17 protein-coding genes are annotated in these 19352 nt (G+C 43.1%); 12 read left to right on the forward strand and 5 right to left on the reverse strand.

Features of this window, described 5'->3' with window-relative positions; translation table 11 throughout:
- Positions 1–88 precede the first annotated feature (88 nt).
- Positions 89–778 carry a DUF2064 domain-containing protein gene (locus R8P61_35360; protein MDW3652409.1) on the reverse strand — a complete coding sequence of 230 codons (690 nt, stop codon included), beginning with the start codon at positions 776–778 and terminating at the stop codon, positions 89–91.
- Positions 779–1047: 269 nt separating this feature from the next.
- Between R8P61_35360 and R8P61_35365 the strand changes: the two genes are divergently transcribed.
- Entirely contained in the window at positions 1048–1521 is a 474-nt protein-coding gene (locus R8P61_35365; GenBank protein ID MDW3652410.1) for a hypothetical protein, read from the forward strand.
- A 106-nt stretch (positions 1522–1627) separates the two neighbouring features.
- Here R8P61_35365 and R8P61_35370 read toward each other — a convergent pair whose 3' ends face one another.
- Entirely contained in the window at positions 1628–2191 is a 564-nt protein-coding gene (locus tag R8P61_35370; protein ID MDW3652411.1) for a hypothetical protein, read from the reverse strand.
- A 633-nt stretch (positions 2192–2824) separates the two neighbouring features.
- On the opposite strand from R8P61_35370, the gene R8P61_35375 reads away from it, so the two are divergent.
- The 3 genes from R8P61_35375 (at position 2825) to R8P61_35385 (ending at position 6504) form a co-directional block, all read left to right on the forward strand.
- Complete coding sequence (locus R8P61_35375) at positions 2825–3727, forward strand: DUF6268 family outer membrane beta-barrel protein (GenBank protein MDW3652412.1); 903 nt, start codon at positions 2825–2827, stop codon at positions 3725–3727.
- A gap of 72 nt (positions 3728–3799) precedes the next feature.
- Positions 3800–5245 (forward strand): mandelate racemase/muconate lactonizing enzyme family protein, encoded by a 1446-nt coding sequence (locus R8P61_35380; protein ID MDW3652413.1) that lies wholly within the window; start codon positions 3800–3802, stop codon positions 5243–5245.
- A complete protein-coding gene (locus R8P61_35385) occupies positions 5245–6504 on the forward strand; it encodes an NAD(P)/FAD-dependent oxidoreductase (GenBank protein MDW3652414.1) in 1260 nt (419 codons plus the stop codon). The genes R8P61_35380 and R8P61_35385 overlap by 1 nt, the downstream gene beginning before the upstream one ends.
- A gap of 64 nt (positions 6505–6568) precedes the next feature.
- Here the strand turns inward: R8P61_35385 and R8P61_35390 are convergent, their stop codons facing one another.
- The 3 genes from R8P61_35390 to R8P61_35400 form a co-directional block, all read right to left on the reverse strand.
- On the reverse strand, positions 6569–6739 hold the full coding sequence (locus tag R8P61_35390) for a hypothetical protein (protein ID MDW3652415.1): 171 nt from the start codon (positions 6737–6739) through the stop codon (positions 6569–6571).
- Positions 6740–6749: 10 nt separating this feature from the next.
- A complete protein-coding gene (locus R8P61_35395) occupies positions 6750–8741 on the reverse strand; it encodes a heparinase II/III family protein (GenBank protein ID MDW3652416.1) in 1992 nt (663 codons plus the stop codon).
- A gap of 151 nt (positions 8742–8892) precedes the next feature.
- Positions 8893–10518 carry a hypothetical protein gene (locus tag R8P61_35400; protein ID MDW3652417.1) on the reverse strand — a complete coding sequence of 542 codons (1626 nt, stop codon included), beginning with the start codon at positions 10516–10518 and terminating at the stop codon, positions 8893–8895.
- 106 nt (positions 10519–10624) lie between these two features.
- Here R8P61_35400 and R8P61_35405 point away from each other — a divergent pair, with 106 nt between their 5' ends.
- From R8P61_35405 to R8P61_35440, 8 genes are all read left to right on the forward strand, one after another.
- A complete protein-coding gene (locus tag R8P61_35405) occupies positions 10625–11404 on the forward strand; it encodes an SDR family oxidoreductase (protein MDW3652418.1) in 780 nt (259 codons plus the stop codon).
- Positions 11405–11463: 59 nt separating this feature from the next.
- The gene (locus R8P61_35410) at positions 11464–12297 is read left to right on the forward strand and encodes a sugar phosphate isomerase/epimerase family protein (GenBank protein MDW3652419.1); all 834 of its coding nucleotides are present in this window, start codon (positions 11464–11466) and stop codon (positions 12295–12297) included.
- Positions 12298–12307: 10 nt separating this feature from the next.
- The gene (gene rpiB / locus R8P61_35415; protein MDW3652420.1) at positions 12308–12814 is read left to right on the forward strand and encodes a ribose 5-phosphate isomerase B; all 507 of its coding nucleotides are present in this window, start codon (positions 12308–12310) and stop codon (positions 12812–12814) included.
- A 41-nt stretch (positions 12815–12855) separates the two neighbouring features.
- The gene (locus R8P61_35420) at positions 12856–14145 is read left to right on the forward strand and encodes an MFS transporter (protein ID MDW3652421.1); all 1290 of its coding nucleotides are present in this window, start codon (positions 12856–12858) and stop codon (positions 14143–14145) included.
- 147 nt (positions 14146–14292) lie between these two features.
- A complete protein-coding gene (locus tag R8P61_35425) occupies positions 14293–15627 on the forward strand; it encodes a hypothetical protein (protein ID MDW3652422.1) in 1335 nt (444 codons plus the stop codon).
- Positions 15624–16442, forward strand: coding sequence for a hypothetical protein (locus tag R8P61_35430; GenBank protein ID MDW3652423.1), 819 nt, complete (start codon positions 15624–15626; stop codon positions 16440–16442). The genes R8P61_35425 and R8P61_35430 overlap by 4 nt, the downstream gene beginning before the upstream one ends.
- A gap of 81 nt (positions 16443–16523) precedes the next feature.
- Positions 16524–18287 (forward strand): amidohydrolase, encoded by a 1764-nt coding sequence (locus R8P61_35435; GenBank protein MDW3652424.1) that lies wholly within the window; start codon positions 16524–16526, stop codon positions 18285–18287.
- A gap of 4 nt (positions 18288–18291) precedes the next feature.
- On the forward strand, positions 18292–19188 hold the full coding sequence (locus R8P61_35440) for an alpha/beta hydrolase (protein ID MDW3652425.1): 897 nt from the start codon (positions 18292–18294) through the stop codon (positions 19186–19188).
- Positions 19189–19352 lie beyond the last annotated feature (164 nt).

Raw genomic sequence — 19352 nt, forward strand, 5'->3', positions numbered from 1 at the left:
TTCAGACTGATTCGGGAACCAAATGTGCACATAGACCTATTCAGGGCATCCTGATAGGTGTATGTCTCTTTTAGGTATCAAAAAGAGATTAAAGGGAGAGAAAATAAGGAGGAGCACGTAATGACTGTTCCGGACCTGGTATTCGGGAGAAATGAACAGGTAGCTCCTTTTCTTCCCTGAGTACGGTATGGAAAAGTTTGCGGAGCAATAAGAGGACCTGAGAGATCCTAAGAGACAAAATAAGCCAAAGAAGATCCTCTACATTATCGATATCCTCTTTGTCTTCAAGTTCAACTACTTCCTTTACAGAAGAAAGCTGCTCACATAGGGCTTTTCCTAAATTTTCGCTTTGCCAGGGAAGCTGGAGAAAAGCAGCTTCATTGAAGTCCTCTTTTGAAAAAGCGAATAGGTAGGCTCCTCCATCCTGGTCATAGCCTAAAACACTTTTACCCGAAAGCAATTCCTTTTTCGCCAGTAAAAGATCTTCAGCTTCCAGACGTGGACAGTCATTTCCTATAACGATGAGGTGATCAAAACCCTGTGCAAACAAGCTCTTCAGCCCTTCACACATTCTTTCAGCAAAAGAATTTCCGGATTGTAACTCATGGCCCAATTCAATTACAGGAATTTCAGAAGCAGCAATAGCTTTCTTTACCCCATCATACATCAAATGGAGGGCTTTGAAATTCTTTTCTCTATCCTTGTGGATTTGTTTATGCCGGGATTCCTGAAAAGGATTTCTACTAAAGAATAATATGCCGGTTTTTGATTGGCTCAACTTATTCGTCTCTAATAGTAAGCTAGGTAAAATAATTTAGAATTGTAGAGTATCGTATATGCGACATTTCCTTTTTACCTCTACGGATTTGGTCTGCATTTCTTCCCAAAATGATTCTCACTTTCTCTAATTGAGAAAATGTTTTCGTTTTTCGTACTAAATGAATTTTGTTAACCCCCTGACGAGCAGTTGTTTTGCCCGATTTTCTGGCAGCTGGCACTTTTCTTGGATTTTTAGAAAGTAACATTCAATCATAAACAATACCCCTTATGCTTTTTATCAAACGAGAATCTACTGCCTGGGCGAAACTGGTTTTACCAACTATCAGTCTCCTGAGCATCTTTGTTCTTTCTACTGCTTTTGCTCCCGGGCAAGTTGATACAGCGCTTGAAGGACTACTGGAAGATATCAAAAGTGAAAAGATCATGAGTTGGGAACTGGCTGGAGGAGATGCTGGATTTGGGGAAGAAAATGTTTACCAACTGCGTATGTGGGCAGACGGAAGTTATGAAGAAGTAGAGGACGGCCAACAGATGGGAGGACTTTGGACCATAGATATAAGAGAAGATAAAATCGTATTCCTCTGCAAAAGTGCTAATGGATATGATTTGAATGGAGTCAATCCTCCAATCCCATATGAAGTAGAATCCTATACAGCCGAAGAACTGGTCTTGGTCTGGGAGGCCAATGGAGCCAAAGTTCGGAAGATATATAAGCGTATACCAACGCCTTACAGAGGATAATCATCAACCCTTTCAAGTACCTGACGAGACCAGAAAAGAAACGGCAAACTCTAATCGAGTTTGCCGCTGGTCTAATCTAACGCTTTTATATAAGTGTGATGAAATCTTAATTCGAATCTGCTGTGTATACAACCGGAGTCCAATCATATCTGTTTTTCAGGGTTTCTACCAGGTCCACAGATAGCAGGGCCGTAATTTCCTCCGTATAAGGAGAGTCCTGCAGGACATTTAATGCGAGGGTATGTTTCCCAAGCAACTTAGATTTGATCTTTCCTTCAGCAAGTACAGTTCCGTCTGGATGAATAATGCTGATTCGATCACCGGTTACATTTGTTTTGCGTTTCAATTCTGTGCCGTCTAAAGCGAGGTATGCATTTGTGTAACGTACCATTTGAGTAGCTTTAGAATCATTGTAAAGGAAATAGCGTGTACCTTTCTTGACAATAGAATATTTGTGATCTCCTTCCACAAAAATTCTCCCTTTTTTCAATCCTCCCCAAAATCCATTTTGAGTCGAAAGAAACTTAATTTCAGGTGCATTGTTTGCTCCATCCCAGGCCAAAGATTCGCCAGGAGTGGTAGGTAACTCTGCCAATTCGACACTATAAGATTGTGCGAAAGAGAGTTGAGCGAGAAGCAAGGTGCCGATAATTAACAAAGAAGTCTTCATAAAATCGTTCAATATTTAGGGTTCTACATCTTAGAGAAAATTCGACAAAGAATTTCCATCCTATTTTTTTCCTAATAGGCTTTCGGTGATGCAAATAATGACGCGAATAAGGGATAATACGTGACTTCCGAGTAAGCTCTGAAAATTGAGCTCCTAAACAATTAGACGGGCCTGGGTGTGGGGATAGACTGTGCTTTCGGTGAGATACTTGAAATACGACTGAAGTCCTTTAAGGTTTAGTAAAAATATATTTTATTCTCATAAATTTTTGTTAAAACCCAGAAACTATGGGATTTCTTCGACGTAATGCTGCTTATCATGGACGAATGAAAAAGCTGTCAATACAGCTCAAAAGAGGCGTTTTTGGAAAATTTCAGGCAATTGAAAAAAATCCTTACACCAGTGCAACTTTTTTTGCCATATCACAGTCTATATAAAGGTTCCCCCTGTCGAAAGCAAACACATACTCCCAAATACTATAAGAATTTTTACTTCGTTTTTACTGTACGTTGTACGTCATCTGATTGGAGCATTTTCTTAGGCGAAATGAATCAAGGATCAACTACTTTCATACCCCGGCGAAGCCGCAAGTTTGGACTATGGTCTTTACTTAAGTGCTGCTGTCTCTTCTCTATGTTTGCAGGTATCAAACCTTGCAAGGCGCAGGATATTTCTGGTCCACGCTTGCTGAGGCTCAATTACCAAACACTTTCTCAACCTAGTTGGGTGCTGGGAGATCAGGGACAGGCTATGTCTGCACCCGATGATGAACCCAGCCAAATGATCGATTTCCAGATGAGGTTTCCGATTCTCCTCGGGAAAGAGACTAAGATTCTGGGTGAACTTTCCTATAGAAATGAAATGTCATCGGGTTTTTATACGATGGATGATGGAGAGTGGGATGGTTTGGATCAGGGATGGGGCTCCGGACTATCCTTGCAGAAAAGCGGATTTGGACTGATCGTATTACATGATATGGGGCGTTTGTGGGATTTGAAAGTTCAGGCAGCTTTTAGTAGTTCCTCTACTCGTTTTTTCTCTAACAATCCTGCCTCACATGCATATAAAGCAGCGGCTGTATTTGAACGCACGAACCGAAATAAAACCATAGGATTTGGCTTGAACCTGAATTATCAGTTCAGATTAGCCGTTATTCCCATCTTTACCTATAAGGAAAAACTCAATCATAATTGGACCGTAGATATGCTCCTGCCGGTCAGAGCCCAATTGATCCGAAACTTTAGCAATAGCAATCGTCTGATCATAGGAATCAAAGGAAGCACAGGTTCTTATTTTCTGGATGAGGAAAATCTCTTTTCCAATTCTTTATATCAACGCATCACCTTGCATGGATATGTAGGCTATGAGCGCATGTTGAGTAAATATATTGGGATTGGAGTTGATGCAGGAGTAAATTTGCCTATCAGAGATCGAATCCGTTCCTGGGATAACAATAATCTCGTTTTGCACAATTTCCAAAGTCGAGTATCTCCTTATATCAGCGCCAGATTGTTTTTCGCTATCTCTTCCAACTAGTTTGCTGGATAATAGAAGATAGATTCTGTATTTTAGGTTAAGGGAATTCCCTTGCTATAAAATCTGTAATCTATGACTACTCCTTCTGAAAAACTCCTACAGAAATGGGGACTTGATATCCCTGAGAAAAATCCTCAAAAAAAAGATCGAAGAAACTTTCTGAAACAAGCTTCTCTGGGAGGACTTGCTTTGGGGGCTTTTATGTTTAGCCCGATTGAGGAAACATTGGCCCATACCACTTCTGGAATAAATCGCTACTCAGCACCCTCGGATTTGAAAATCACCGATATGCGCTATGCGGTTGTTATGAATGGCCATGCCCGTTGTCCCATCATCCGAATAGACACCAATCAGGGGATATCAGGATGGGGAGAAGTTCGAGATCAGGCCAGTTGGAGATATGCCCTCTTTTTAAAGAGTCGAATTTTGGGTATGAATCCCTGTAGCGTGGAAATGATCTTCAAACGTATCAAACAGTTTGGCTTTCATGGTCGGCAGGGAGGAGGCGTAAGTGCGGTTGAAATGGCACTTTGGGATCTGGCTGGAAAGGCATATGAGGTGCCGGCTTATCAGTTGTTGGGAGGTAAATATCGGGATAAAGTAAGGCTGTATGCAGATACTCCGATGGGAAAGAATGAAGAGGATTTCAATGCCCGGGTAAACAAGCGTATGGATGAACAAGGCTTTACTTTCCTGAAAATGGACTTTGGTCTCGAATTGCTGAAAGGCAAGGAAGGAGCGACCGTCAACAATAATTTTTGGGACATTGGGAGGCAGTGGACAAATGAACCCATGACCTATGGGGGGACTGAACATCAATTCACCCAGGTACAGATTACAGATAAAGGCCTGGATATTATGATGGAAAGGGTGGAGAAGGTCCGGGCAAAAATTGGCTATGACATACCCTTAGCTTCTGATCATTATGGCCACTTTGATCACAACAATGCGATTCGTTTAGGTCATGCGGTAGAAAAATATCGACTAGCCTGGCTGGAGGATCTGATTCCCTGGAAATTTACAGAGCATTGGAAGCAAATTTCCCTCGCTATTCAAACACCCACTACAACTGGAGAAGACATTTACTTAAAAGAGGAGTTTATAAAACTTATTGATAATTACTCCATTGACATTGTTCATCCGGATTTGGCTACGGCTGGTGGTTTATTAGAGACGAAAAAGATTGGAGATTATGCAGAGGAAAAAGGAATTGCCATGGCTATGCATTTTGCAGGAACTCCAGTTTCCTTTATGGCCAATGTTCATTGTGCCGCAGCTACGCAAAACTTTATGGCCCTTGAGCATCATTCGGTAGATTTGGACTATTGGGAGGATTTGGTGAAAACGGAGCATAGGATGATCGAAAAAGGCTTTGCTCATGTTCCCGATAGTCCGGGTCTGGGAGTTGATCTAAATGAAGAAGTCATAAAGGAACACCTGGATCCAGAAGATGAATCTTACTTTAGACCCACAACTGAATGGGATAAAATCAGATCCTGGGATAGATTATGGAGTTAATGAATCAAGAAAAGATTTTTGTTGACAAAACTTTTGCTGGCAAGGTCCTGATTATCGGAGCAGGAGTAGCCGGATTATATGCCGGATATCTTTGTCAGGCAGAGGGAATAGATTTTCAGATTCTCGAGGCTTCTGATAAAATTGGAGGACGTCTGGGGAAAGTAGAAGGCTTTTCAGATATTTCGTTGGATAGTGGGGCCGAGTGGTTGCATGGGAAAAAATCTATCATAGGAGAGCTGGTAAAGCAGACTACTACAAAGATCAAAAGAGATAAATCAAAAGAGTATTATTGGTTCAAAGGAAAGTTAAAGAAGAAACTTCCTCGCTATCTGGAGGATGAATTGGAGGAAGATGAAAATCCTTCTGATGTTTCCTTTTTGGAATATGCCAGGCTCAAAGGCTATGGGGAGGAGTATAAATATATCATTGAACAATTGGCAGGGGACTATGGCGCAGATGCTTCTGAACTTTCTGCAAAATGGACAAAAAAGGAAGAAGAAGCCTACAGTGCGGGATTTAAGGATTACAAATTTCGGGAGACTTATTTCGATCTATTCGATAAACATCTCATTGCTAAAATTCAGGATTCCATTCAACTGAATACTGTTGTTAAGAAAATTGAGTACAGACAGGATAAGATGCTTGTTGAGGACGGAATGGGAAATGCTTATTCGGCAGACAAAGTCATTCTTACGGTTCCTATAAGCGTTTTGAAAGAAGGAGATATTAGCTTTCTGCCTCCCCTTCCCGCGTATAAAATCGAAGCCTTTGAGAAGATAGGTATGGGAGCGGGAATGAAAATCTTCTTAAAATTCGGACAAAAGTTTTATGAGGGCTATATAGCCGGCGGTAAAATTTGTGCTGCTTATGCGGATGAAAGTTGGGCGAAAAAAGGGAAGGATCATATTTTGCTAGCCTTTGTGATGGGGAAACAGGCGGAATACTTGAGTTCCTTGGAATCTGATCAGGAGATCATAGAGGCTTTATTGGGAGAGTTGGATGAAATGTATGGCGGTCAGGCCAGTGCCTATTTTCTAGATGCCCATATTGTAGACTGGGGCAAACATCCTTTCATAAGAGGCGCCTATTCCTTTAGTAAAGTGGGGATAGGAAATGCACGGGAAATAGCTGCTCAGCCAATAGAAGAGAAAATCTTCTTTGCAGGCGAAGCGATGAACCTGAATGGGCATCATCAAACGGTTCATGGGGCTGCGGAGACGGCCATCCAGCAATTGATCAAAATACGGGATTCTCTCTAGACGGCGTATCCTGAACGCCACAGCCAAAATATGAACAATTGCCAGGAATGGAATTACAGGAAAACTATTCCTTAGCCTGGGCTTTCTCCAATTTATCCAGCCGCTTTTCGATCTCCATGAGTTTATACAAAATGAGAATGTGGGTATGCTTGGCGTCTATACCTACCACACTCTTCTCACTGTAAATCATGGCTTCTATTTCTTTGTAGATTTCAGGAGGAATTACTTCTTGCATGACGATTCTATTATTGGGTTTCTGATATACTAAAGGTAAAAGAGAATGCATCTTTCGTTTTCACTCGCTTGAGTTTTAAAAGGACACGGATGACAGAATCCCCCCAGATGCTTTTAAGTCTTGGATCTTCTACTTCAATTTTCTCCTCTACTGCTTCAAATTTTTTCGGATCAAAACTCATTCTCAATTTTCGAGGCGCATAAAAATCCCCTCCGGGATAGATGGTGATATAAGATTCCTCGATGCGGACAGGGCCAGGACTCATGAAACTCAGCATAATATCCGGACCTCTTTTTTCCAGTTCGTAGGACTCCGCCAACTGAATACTCTCAGCATTCCGATCAAAACTAAAGGATCGATGCCAGCTTTTGAGACCTGCTGAATCAGGATAAGCTTCTTCTATATTCATAGATAAGTTTACCAGACTATCTTCCTGGCTATACCTGACGTTGGTCGCCTTTCTTTTTAAGCCCCACTCCTGCATCACTCCTCCGATGGTTGGGAGGTTATGATAGCCCGATTGCATGGTCCAGATTTTATAGCGATCCTTAGAGAAGGTTTGCTTGCGGTAGGTTTCTACCCCCAAATCTATGATGGCCGGTTTCCCATCCACATATATAATAAAGCTTCCGACATCATTATGATTATGGCTTTGATCATTGTGGGCGCCCATGGCTCCGAGAAAGAAGCCTCGGGTACTACCCTCCTCCGAACGCGCCAACATTACCTGTGTTTCGTCTAGCCAGACATCCTGAAGGTAAGCGGGCTTCGCCTTTGCAGCAGCTAATTCCTCAAAATTGAAGATCTCATGTAATTTCCGTCCAATAGATCCTTTGGTAAAGCTTTTCTGCAATTGATAGGTATAAGCTGCGAAAGCCATCATGTCCTCATCCTGGATTCGCTTCCCAAATCGATAGATGAGTTCTGAATTGACGGTGATCTTTCCGTGGGTATCTGCAAAGTTTATATAATAAGGACCTGCTATGTGCGCTCGATAAATATAGCGCGCCATTTCTTGCAGTACAGGTTTCTGATAGATATCCAGTTTTCCTCCCGTTGAGGAATAAAGAAGTTCCAGACAATCGAAAAGAGAAGCCCCTGCCCTACTCCAGTAATTGGGACCTTCATCGCAGCCCCCATCCTTGGCATATTCATTCAAAAACTCATCCAGGGATCGCAAGGATTTATGCAAGGCTTTGGCCCGTCTGTATTCATCCTCCTCAAATATCAGTAAAGCCGTAATCCAATTGCTATTGATCCAGGGATTCCAATTATTGAGGTAATTGTCCTTGGGAGCGAAACCCATCCACCAATAATCATCTACTTCTAATAATGGGGTGAGAATCCTTCGATCTGTTTCCTGCCTCATCCGCTTTCTGATCATGGGCGAAATGGAATCCAGTTCGGCTCCCAGCAAATATTCAGTCCAGGCCAATAAGGCTGCGGTTTCGGCTGCAAAAAGATCAACTACAGGATCCTCAACATCCGCTAGATCGGTTCCGGCTTTTTGCATGAAAAGATGTGCCGGTACTCCCCAAAAGGATTCTTCACATATACTCCAGATACCATTCGTGATTTGATCCAGGTATTTGCCCTCGCCTTCTACCATTTCTGCCAAAACCAAATCCATAAGGGCATATCGGCGCTCAAAAGAAATTTCCTGATACGTATTTCGATTCCCCTCTCTGATAAAATCCAGATAAGTACGGGCAGATATAGAAGGCCATGAGTAATCAGCACGTGCTGCTCCGGCTGCTTCTAAATGCGTTTTGATGCTATCATTGAGTTCTCCCCAGGACGTTCTGTCTTCATATTTGGGAAAAGGGGACCATGCATCCAGGTCAGAAAGCCACTCTTCCAGTTCGGCTTCCGTACAGGAGCCACTCAGATAATCGCGATGATAATAGCGGAGCTTGTTTTGGGTATAGGCCATACCAAATAAGAAGTAGAAACAAAGGAAAATAGAGCAATGCTTTCCTATTTTCTTCAGCAAATCAGTCATGCAGGTAATTGTGTCTGTTCTTGTCTATAACGAACAATTTGGCGATAAAGCATGAAAATTCCTTTGAGAAGCCGAAAATTTTGGAACAATACAGGACAGGGGGTTCATTATTGAATAATAAACCCAGGCAAATGCTCGATAAATACTTTTTTTAGAAACGGGAACTCTTCAACCAGATATCTGATCGCGACCAACGATTCTCAAATTCCTTCTTCACTTCTTTGATATCCTTTCCCTGAGCTTCCAGGGCTTTCATCAGACCAAAGAGGGACCAGCCATTGTTGGGATGATCTTCCAGTTCCATGCGATAGACTTTCTCAGCACCAGCAAAATCTTCCATATCCATAAGCAAAGCCCCTAACCAATGACGGGAATCGAAAGGCATGGGCTCTGGTTCATCCCAACGAAGAGAATCTTCCTGTATGACTGCTTGTTGAAATATAGCTTTTGCATCTTCCTTCTCTCCTGCTTGCCAGGCCATTTCGCCCTCCAGAATGCCCGCAGCAATTTTCAACAAATGGCTAACCTTATGGTCTCTGAAAGTAGCCTCGGTTGTATCTGCTACAACTTTTACGCGCTTCAAATATACCTGGGCAAAATCAGCTTCGCCTTGTTTCAGGTGTGCATACCCCATCGCAAAATCCCAGACTGCGCCCGAAAACGTTCCATCAGGACGATTCCCCAAATGCAGCATTTCATCGAAGCGCCCAAAACGCATCAAAGTCAATGCGTAATACATATTATTGTGGGTTACCTTGGCAAAATCTTTCCCTGCCTGAATAGCCACTGCTCCTTGCCCATCATAGCTGGCCGCAAAGAGAAGCATATGAAGGTTATGACTGGGATAAATGGCAAATGCTTTGCCCTCCTTCGCTTTTTGATCTGAATGCCAGGCTTGCAAATTGGCTTTGACTGCTTCGGGCCACATGCCTAATTCATTATAGGTATGAGAAGGCATATGATTTAAATGACTGGCTCCCGGAATGGCATTTCCGATATACTCTGCACATGCCAATGCTCTTTCTGGATTTTGGGTGGACTCGGTGGCATGTATATACAGATGACAAGCTCCAGGATGCTGAACATCTATTTCCAGAACTTTTTCCAAAATCTTATGAATGCGCATGACATCCGGATCATTGATATCTCGGCTACCTCTCCGGGGTTCAAGCAGGAATAATGCTTCGGCATAGATGGTTGCAACATCCAGATCAAAAGGGAATTTCTCATACACTTTCTTCATCGCCATCGCATAGGCTGTATCCTGTAGGGGAGCTGTTTCTGGTTCAAAATCCTCGATATAGCGAACCTTCATGGCTTTGATGAGGGCTTTCTCTACCGGATTAGCGTACTTATTTGCATATTTATCTGCTTTTTGAATGGCTTCGAGTGCCAAAGGAGCTTTTTTCTTTGAAAGCTTTCCATTTAGATAGGCTCCCAATGCCCATGCCTCTCCCCAATAACATATCGCACAGGTTGAATCTCGTTTCCAGGCCTCTCGAAAAGAACGAGCGGCATCGTCTACAGCAAATGCATATTTCAATTGTATCCCCTGATCAAACCAGGCCTGCACCTGATCTGCCTTAGAAGAAATCTCCATTGAAAATGTACCCAGCGCTTCTGTACGAAGGTCCATTTCCTTGTCCAAATCTGGCCCCATACTATGGTGCTGGGCTATACTCGAAAGAGGGGAAAAACATATACTTATTAGAACTAGGATGATAAAATAGATCGAATAAGCGGGATGATCACCTTTATAGCAGGAGAAGAAGGACATAGAGAGTAGTTTTATGTGTTAGATCAATTTATCTCGAAAGATACAAAAAGATAATATTGCTAGCAGTGAGCGAAAAGTCTATTTTAAGATCATATAAATCATTACTATGAATCTTTTTGATGTAAATGGGAAATGTGTTGTGGTAACTGGCGCGAGTCAGGGGATTGGGGAAGCGATTGCAAAAGCCTATGCCGAGGCGGGCGCTCGAGTCTACCTAAACGCACGCAATCCTGATAAGCTTTCCCAGGCCGTAAAAAAATTCCGAAAGGAAAACCTCATCGTTTATCCGGCCCTTTTCGATGTCACTGTTAAGGAGGAGGTGGAACAAGGCATAGGGAAAATTGTCGAAGATTCAGGTCGATTGGATGTGGTTGTAAACAATGCCGGGATCATCCGGCGCAACAGTTTGGAAGAATTGGAGGAAGAGGATTGGGAAGCCGTCATCAAAACGGACCTTACCGCTCCTTTTTTAGTGGGGAAATACGCTGCCAGACATATGATTCCGGCTGGAGGGGGAAAGATCATCAATATTTGCTCTTTGATGAGTGAATTGGGAAGAAATACAGTTGCTGCCTATGCGGCTGCCAAAGGAGGCCTGAAGATGTTGACCAGAAGCATGGCTACAGATTGGGCAAAGCATAATATTCAGGCGAATGGGATTGGACCCGGATACATTGCTACTCCTATCAATACTGCTTATCGTGCAGAAGGAAATCCTTTAAATGAATACATTCTCAGCCGAACACCTGCAGGCCGTTGGGGAACACCGGATGATTTGATCGGTGCTGCCATATTCCTTGCATCTTCAGCCTCGGATTTTGTAAATGGGCAAATCATTTATGTTGATGGAGGAGTTCTGGCCACTTTCGGAGATCCGGGTAAATAAGATACTACTCTGCTAAAGCCCCAAATTTGGCCACAATGAAATAATCAGTATTTTGAAAAATGTCTAAACCCTTGCGCCTATCACTTGCCATTGCTGCTGCCGAAGCACTTCCGAGTGCTTTTGTTGTATTCAGAGGATTTGAGGATTCTATCCGCAAAGCCCGCGCACTCGGTTTTGATGGGGTTGAGTTAGCCCTAAAACATGCAGATGAGATTGATCCGGGCCTATTATCTGGCTGGCTAAATGAGGAAGGGATGGAAATTTCTGCGATCTCTACGGGACAGGTTTATGCAGAAACAGGCTTTATGTTTACGGATGAAAGACCGGAAGCCAGGAAGAAGATTAAGGAAATCTTTTACGCATTGATCGATTTGGCAGCTGATTTCGGACAATTGGTAAATATTGGGAGAGCCCGGGGGCAAATTGGGGACAGATCCAGGGAGCTTGCCAAAGGTCTATTTTTAGATATGCTTCAGGATCTTTGTGCTTATGCGGGTAAAAAGGGAGTGAAATTGATCCTGGAGCCGGTCAATCGATATGAGATTGATTTCATAAACTCGGTAGAAGAAGGAGTTGAACTCATCCATGAAGCCGGTATTTCCAATTTCAAGCTCATGCCAGATGTATTTCACATGAATATTGAAGATCGCGGGATCGCCTCAGAATTGATCAGGCATGCCGAACATATTGAATATGTACATCTGGCAGATTCCAATCGTCTGGCTCCGGGGCAGGGACATACAGACTTTCAGGAAATTTTTGATGCACTTCAGGAGATGAACTACAAAGGCTGGCTGTCTTTGGAGATCTTGCCCAAGCCTGATCCGGAAACCGCAGCTCAACAAGGCGCAGAATTTTTACTGCCATTTATCCAATCCTTTAATCAACCCTAAAAAGCCAAACATGGATACAAATACTGATAAACGAATTTTGATCGGCTGTGATCATGGAGGCTATGAGGCCAAAATTAAAATCAAGGAGCATTTAGCGGAAAAAGGATATGAACTTATAGATGTTGGATCGGAAAGTGCAGAAATCGTCCGTTATCCCAATTATGTAAAAAAAGTAGCAGCTCCCATTTCGCAAAAAGAATATTCTAGAGGAATCCTTATATGCTCAACGGGGATTGGCATGTGTATCGCAGCAAATAAGTTCAAAGGCATACGTGCAGCCCTGGTCAACAGCCATTATCAGGCAAAGATGACCCGACAGCACAATGACAGCAATATCCTTTGCCTGGGGGGAAAAACGAGCGGTATTTTTGACCTGCTGGATTTCGTAGACACCTGGCTGGAAAATGAATACATCGGTGGGAGACATGACATTTCTCTGGGCATCATAGAAGACATAGAAAACGAACTGGGAATAAAATCGGCAGATGCTGTCAATCCGGAACCTAAAGCAGAATGATCCCATAAGTCCATAAACGCTCCGAAAAACTTTGCTCATACATGACTACTACACTAAAAAAGAGCATTCCCCATTTCCGTTGGTGGATAGCCGGATTGCTCGCACTCGCCACCGCCCTCAACTACCTCGATAGGCAGAGCTTACCAGTTGCAATCTCTGAGATTCAAAAAAGTATTACTATATCGGAAGTAGCATATTCCCGCTTGCAGATGCTTTTCCTGATTTCCTATTCCCTGATGTACCTGGTAGGAGGAAAACTTATTGATATCATGGGCTCACGCCTGGGCTATCTGGTGATGATTTTGTGGTGGTCTATTGCGAATTTTATCCATGGCCTTATGTCCACAGTAATGGGATTGGGCGTCGCGAGGTTTTTACTGGGAATGGGTGAAGGAGGAGGCTTTCCAGCTTCTGCAAAAGTTGTTTCTGAATGGTTTCCGGCTAAAGAACGATCTCTGGCATTCGGAATTTTCAATACAGGTTCCAGTCTGGGATCCGTGATTGCACCGCCGATGATTGCTTTTATCATTCTGGAGCTGGATTGGCGATGGGTATTTTTCCTAACGGGAAGTCTTGGATTCATTTGGGCTTTCTTCTGGTTTAGGATGTACCAAAAACCGGAGAATAGTACACGGGTTTCTGAGGAAGAAAAAGCTTATATAAAAGCGGGCCAAATTCAAGAAGAAACAGAAGGGCCAAAAGTAAAATGGGTAGACCTGTTTAAATTTAAAAAGACCTGGGGATTGGTTCTGGCGAAATTTCTCTCAGATGCTGCCTGGTATTTCTACATTTTTTGGTTGCCCAAATACCTGGCTGATGCCCGAGGATTGGATATTAAAGAAATCGGGTATTATGCCTGGATTCCTTTCGCCTTTGCTGGAGCAGGAAGTTTCCTTGCGGGTTGGTTGAGCACTTATTTGATCAAAAAGAATATAAGCCTGGACCGCTCCCGGAAAATATGTCTGGCTATCGCAGCCTGTTTAATGCCTATAGCTTTATTCATCACAGGAGTTCCCTTAAGTATGGCGATCGTCTTCTTTAGCATGGCGATGTTTGGACACCAGGCATTTTCTACCCTCATGCAAACCCTGACAGCTGATATGTATCCTTCTCATTCTGTGGGCTCGATCGCAGGCCTGGTTGGAGCAGCAGGTTCTATGGGGGGAGTAGTCTTTAGTTTCTTTGTAGGGCTTCTGCTTAGCAATTTTGGCTATGGGCCAGTGTTTATTATAGCCGGCATCCTGCATCCGATATCTTTCCTTTTGATACTGTTTTTGGTACAAAAAGTGGAGATGATACATATACGTTCTGCAAAATCAGGATCTGAGTAAGGGGAATTTATAGACATTAATGTGCGTATTTTTCAACTTTGTGCCTATATTTTCGTAATTATGTCTTTCCCCCCTCAAAGGTATATTTTCTAATCGATATCAGATTAACCACAACATAATCGCGTTAAACAACACATCTCACACCCTATGGATACCTTATTTTTAGTGGAAATGGGAATTGTGGCAGTCATTGTTGTCATTCAATTCTTTGTATTTTTCCGAAACTCAGCAGCTATTAATGGCCTATCCTCTATTTTCCCTAAGGCATCTGCCCTCAAAAGCAAGAATGTTCCTGTAAGTGAAAGCGGAGAAGATGGTGCACTCATCAGTGGAACCATTGAGCTCGTAGAAGAAAATCCAGGCTTTAGCCAAACCTTCCAAAATATCCTTCGAAATACCAATGCCTACCTCACCCGAAATAAGGGAGCGGCAGATTTTGATATGTTAAAGGATATGGCCGAGGATAAATCCTATTCCAAAGAAGAAGGGATAGAATCAAATGTCGCCCTTCCTTTATATATCGGACTCCTCTGTACCTTTACCGGAGTAATCATCGGTTTGATCAAAATTTCCATTGAAGGGGTGAGCAATGATGCTATCCAGTCATTTGTAGGAGGTGTTTTGATCGGTATGATCGGTAGTGCCGTAGGATTGGGCTTAACGGTCCTGAGTAATCTTCGCTTTAAGGAAAGTAAAAATGTAAGGGATGAAAGACTCTATGACTACTTTAGTTTCCTTCGCTCTCAGATTTTACCTACCCTCAAAAAAGATGCAGATCAACCTATAGACACCCTAAGAGATAATTTGGCGGCCTTCAATGATGGTTTTGCCCGTTATCAATCTCATATGAATGATTCCTTGACAGAAACCCTGAGGTTATTCAAGGAACTCAAAGGAGTCTTTGGCCAGATACGGAGCATAGAACAGGGGCTCAATGGCATGGGGAATTTTTTGCAAGTCAATGATTCTCTGATTGACAGACAAGTCGCTTACATTGATTCCTATTCTAAAAAAGCAGAAGAATTTTCTGAGAAACTCGGAACCCACTTCGGTCAGGTGAACCGCAAAATGGAAACCGTAGTCGGGGAAAACATTCAGGCCCTGGAAAGAAGTACCCAGGCAGCCTATGTGAAGATGGATCAATATTTGGCTTCTATTGGTAATACGGATAATAAAGCCTTTGCAGAGGCCTTAAATAAAGACCTCAATAAAATTAGAGGAGATGTTGAATTACTCCAGAACAAAAGCCTGGAAGTAAATACCCGTTTGTTGGAGCATTTGGGGAAAGAACGCCATTCGGTTATCGAGCTTACAGATAAAATGAATACACTGGATAGTAGACTGAGTTCGGTCGCTACTGCACAAAACAGCAGCTTCATGAATTCCGGAGCCTTCCAGTTTTTTGTTTACTCTGGTGTCGCCGCTTTCCTTACTGGCATCGGCTGTGGAGTCATATATCTCATTAATACCTTCGGCGGATGAGCAAAAAAGCCAAAAAAGACAGTAGCCGCCTCTTTTGGGTGAGCTATGCAGACTTGATGACGGCCATGTTCATCATCTCGCTTGCCTTGTTCGTTTTGAGTTACAAACTCTTTCTCGACAGGCAGAACGCCCTGGTAACGACCGAAGAAGAACTTCGGGTCAGGAGCCTGGAACTGGATAAGCAAAGTCTGGCACTGGAAGAATTGAAACGCCGCCTTAGCGATGAGGAAATGTATGCCAGTACCCTGATTCAGCAACTCAATGATGAGAAAGCCCGCCTCCTGGTTATGGAGATCGAATATAAAAAGTTGCAGGAAATCCAGAAGGCCATCGAGCAATTGGATTCTCGCTACTTTGTCTACCAACCAGAATTCAAGCGACACGTTTTACGCTCCCAGGTTCAGTTTGACAAAGGAAAGTCCGAGATCAAGGGACAATATCGTGAACTTCTCATCGAGGCAGGAAAGGCCCTCAAGGGGCTTGTAGATGGCCTGGAACCTGATGACAATATCAAATATCTGCTTGTGATAGAAGGTATGGCTTCCGCGGATAACTATACTCGAAATTATGAGCTGAGTTATGAAAGGGCTTTATCTCTCTACAATCTCTGGGACGCAGAAGGTATTTCCTTTGATCGGGATCGCTATGAAGTCATGATCTCTGGTAGTGGAGAGAGTGGCGTTGGAAGGGATATACAGGATGAAAGCAAAAACCAGCGTTTCCTGATTCAGATTATCCCGAAAATCGGGGAATTGAAAGCGATCGACTATAGTTCTATAGATTCGACGGCTTCAGATACCCTCGTTACTCCCTAATAGCTTCAGCTAAAGATGCTGGTGTTCTGTTTGAATTCTCTGTACATTTAAACAGAACATCAGCATTTTTATGTTTTGCTCATGAAAGCCTATTACTACTACTTACTCCCTATCCTTTTCTGCTGTATTTCCTGTAGTGGACCCCAAAAGGAAGCGGCTGATCTCATTTTATTTAATGGAGAAATTTATACGATGGAGGAAGCTCAGCCCTGGGCAACTGCTATTGTAATCAAGGAAAACAAAATCGTTGCAGTTTTGGATAAGGCAGCCGATCCGGCTGCTTATCAAGGAAAAGAAACCCAGATGATCGACTTGCAGGGGAAATTTGCCTTGCCGGGGTTTATTGATGGACATACCCATTTCAATCGTGCAGGCGAATTGATCAATGATGCCAATTTGTTGAAAGTATCGGACGATCCTGGATTGAAAGCAGAAATAGGGCGAGTAGTAAACATCCTTGAGAAAGGGGAATGGATTACCGGTGGCTTGTGGGGAGCCTATGAGCAATGGGCCGACGCCTCTGCTACAGCATCCGGAGCAAAAAAGCAGGCCTGGAAACCGCATAAAGGAGTAATTGATGAAATCAGTGCTGAGCATCCGGTATTTATCAATAACTATAATCGTCAATTGTACCTGGCAAATTCAATGGCGCTACAAGCTGCAGGATTGGAGGCGGAAATTCTGGAAGGGATGGAAACGGATGAAGAAGGCAGAGCAACGGGCTTGGTTTATGCAAATTCACCTGCCTTCAAAAAAATCAAAGAAAGTATCAAAGAGAAATCCAGTCGTCGATTGCTGGATGAAAATAAAGCCGCATTAAAAGTGCTCAGAGAAAGTGGCATAGTCGAAATTCATGACATCACACGACCGGATCAGACCGAAAGATTTCAGGAGCTATATGAAAGCGGAGAATTAACGGCTCGAATCTGGATGCGTCCGGATTTGGCTCGTGCGCAGGAGATGAAAGATGCGGGTATGAGCATGGGGGTAAATCCTGCTAGCAAAAAGGAAGATACCTATTTAAGATATGGAGCATTTAAAGGTTATATAGATGGTATTATGGGCAATCACGGTGCCCTCTTTTTTGAGCCCTATGATGACCAGCCGGATAATTACGGACATTACCGCCATCATACCTCCGATGATGAGGATTACGCAACCCCCAATATGGAGAAGATGTACGGCTATCTCCTTACTGCTCAGGAAGCGGGTTTTGTCGCCAATGTGCATGCGATTGGGACAAGAGGTGTAAGTCTGATGTTGGATACCTATGAGCGTTTGATGAAGGATTTGGGGAAAGACCTTTCTGGTTATAGAGTCATACATGCCCAGGTGATCCGCCCGGATGATTTCCCCCGCTTTAAAGAACTCAATGTTATAGCAGAAATAAATCCCTATCATCTCTCTGACGATATGCGTTGGATGGAAGAACGGATAGGACATGAAAGGTGCAAAGGGGCCTATGCATTTAAGAGTTTATTGGATAATGGGGCAAGTCTCTCTTTTGGCTCGGACTGGCCGGGAACCATGGCTGCCTATTATCATGTGCATCCCAAATATCTCATTCATGCGGCTGTCAATCGAACCACTACGAGCGGACAGCCAGAAGGTGGCTGGTTCCCCGAGCAAAAGATCAGTATGGAAGAAGCATTAAAGGCCTATACGATTAATAATGCGAAAGCTGCTTTCGATGGAGACAGCAGAGGTTCAATAAAGGCAGGCAAACTGGCAGATATTGTGGTTTGCGATAAAAACCTCATGAAGATTGATCCTGCCGAGATTTTAGATATGGAGGTAGAGATGACGATAGTGGATGGGAAGATTGTATTTGAAAGAAATCAATAAAAAGATGAAACATATAGTACTTATAGGGAGCCTGCTAGTATTAGGCTTGAATCTACGCGCCCAGGAAGGGGGAGTAATGGAAAAAGTGAGCCACCATTATGCGGATAATGATGGGGTAAAGATTCATTATGTGAGTATGGGAGAAGGTCCCCTTGCAGTGATGATTCATGGCTTTCCCGACTTTTGGTACAGCTGGCGAAATCAAATGGAAGCCCTGTCCAAAACACATAAGGTGGTAGCTGTTGATTTGAGAGGCTATAATAAAAGCGATAAGCCCGAAGGAGTGGAAGCCTACAAAATGGTGAATCTCATGAAAGACATTGAGGCGGTAATCAAAGCAGAAGGCAAGAAGAAAGCCATCATCATAGGACACGATTGGGGGGGAGCTATCTCCTGGTCCTTGGCTATTTATCGTCCGGATTTGGTTGAAAAACTTATCATCTGTAACCTCCCCCACCCTAAGGGCATGGCAAACGAATTGGCAAACAATCCTGAACAACAGAAAAACAGCGAATATGCTCGAAAATTTCAGGAGGCAGATGCGCATAAAAAATTGACGGCTGAAGGACTGGCAGCTTGGCTAAATGACGAGGAGGCCAAAAAATATTATATCGAAGCTTTTAAGCGCTCCAGTTTCGAAGGCATGCTCAATTTCTATAAAGCCAATTATCCCAAAGAGCCCTATCAAAGCAATAATGCTCCCATCCCCAAAGTCAAATGTTCGGTCTTGATGATTCATGGCCTGGATGATTGGGCATTGCTGCCAGGAGGACTAAATAATACCTGGAAATGGTTGGAGAAAGATTTAACCCTGGTTACAGTGCCGGGAGCAGGACATTTTGTCCAACATGATGCACCGGAAATGGTAAGCCGTACCATGCTTATGTGGTTGAATAGATGATTCTCCAGACGATCTTACACAGGCATTTTGTTTCATAAAGGGTCAAGCGCTACTTTAAGGCAGATTTTTGCTGCTTTTTCGATGAATGTTATTCAATTCTTACCTATATCAGCAGATTTGTTCTCTCAAAAAGAATTATTTGCCATATTGAACTTTCATTGCAA

It is taken from the genome of Bacteroidia bacterium (genome assembly GCA_033391075.1).
Lineage (GTDB): Bacteria > Bacteroidota > Bacteroidia > J057 > J057 > JAWPMV01.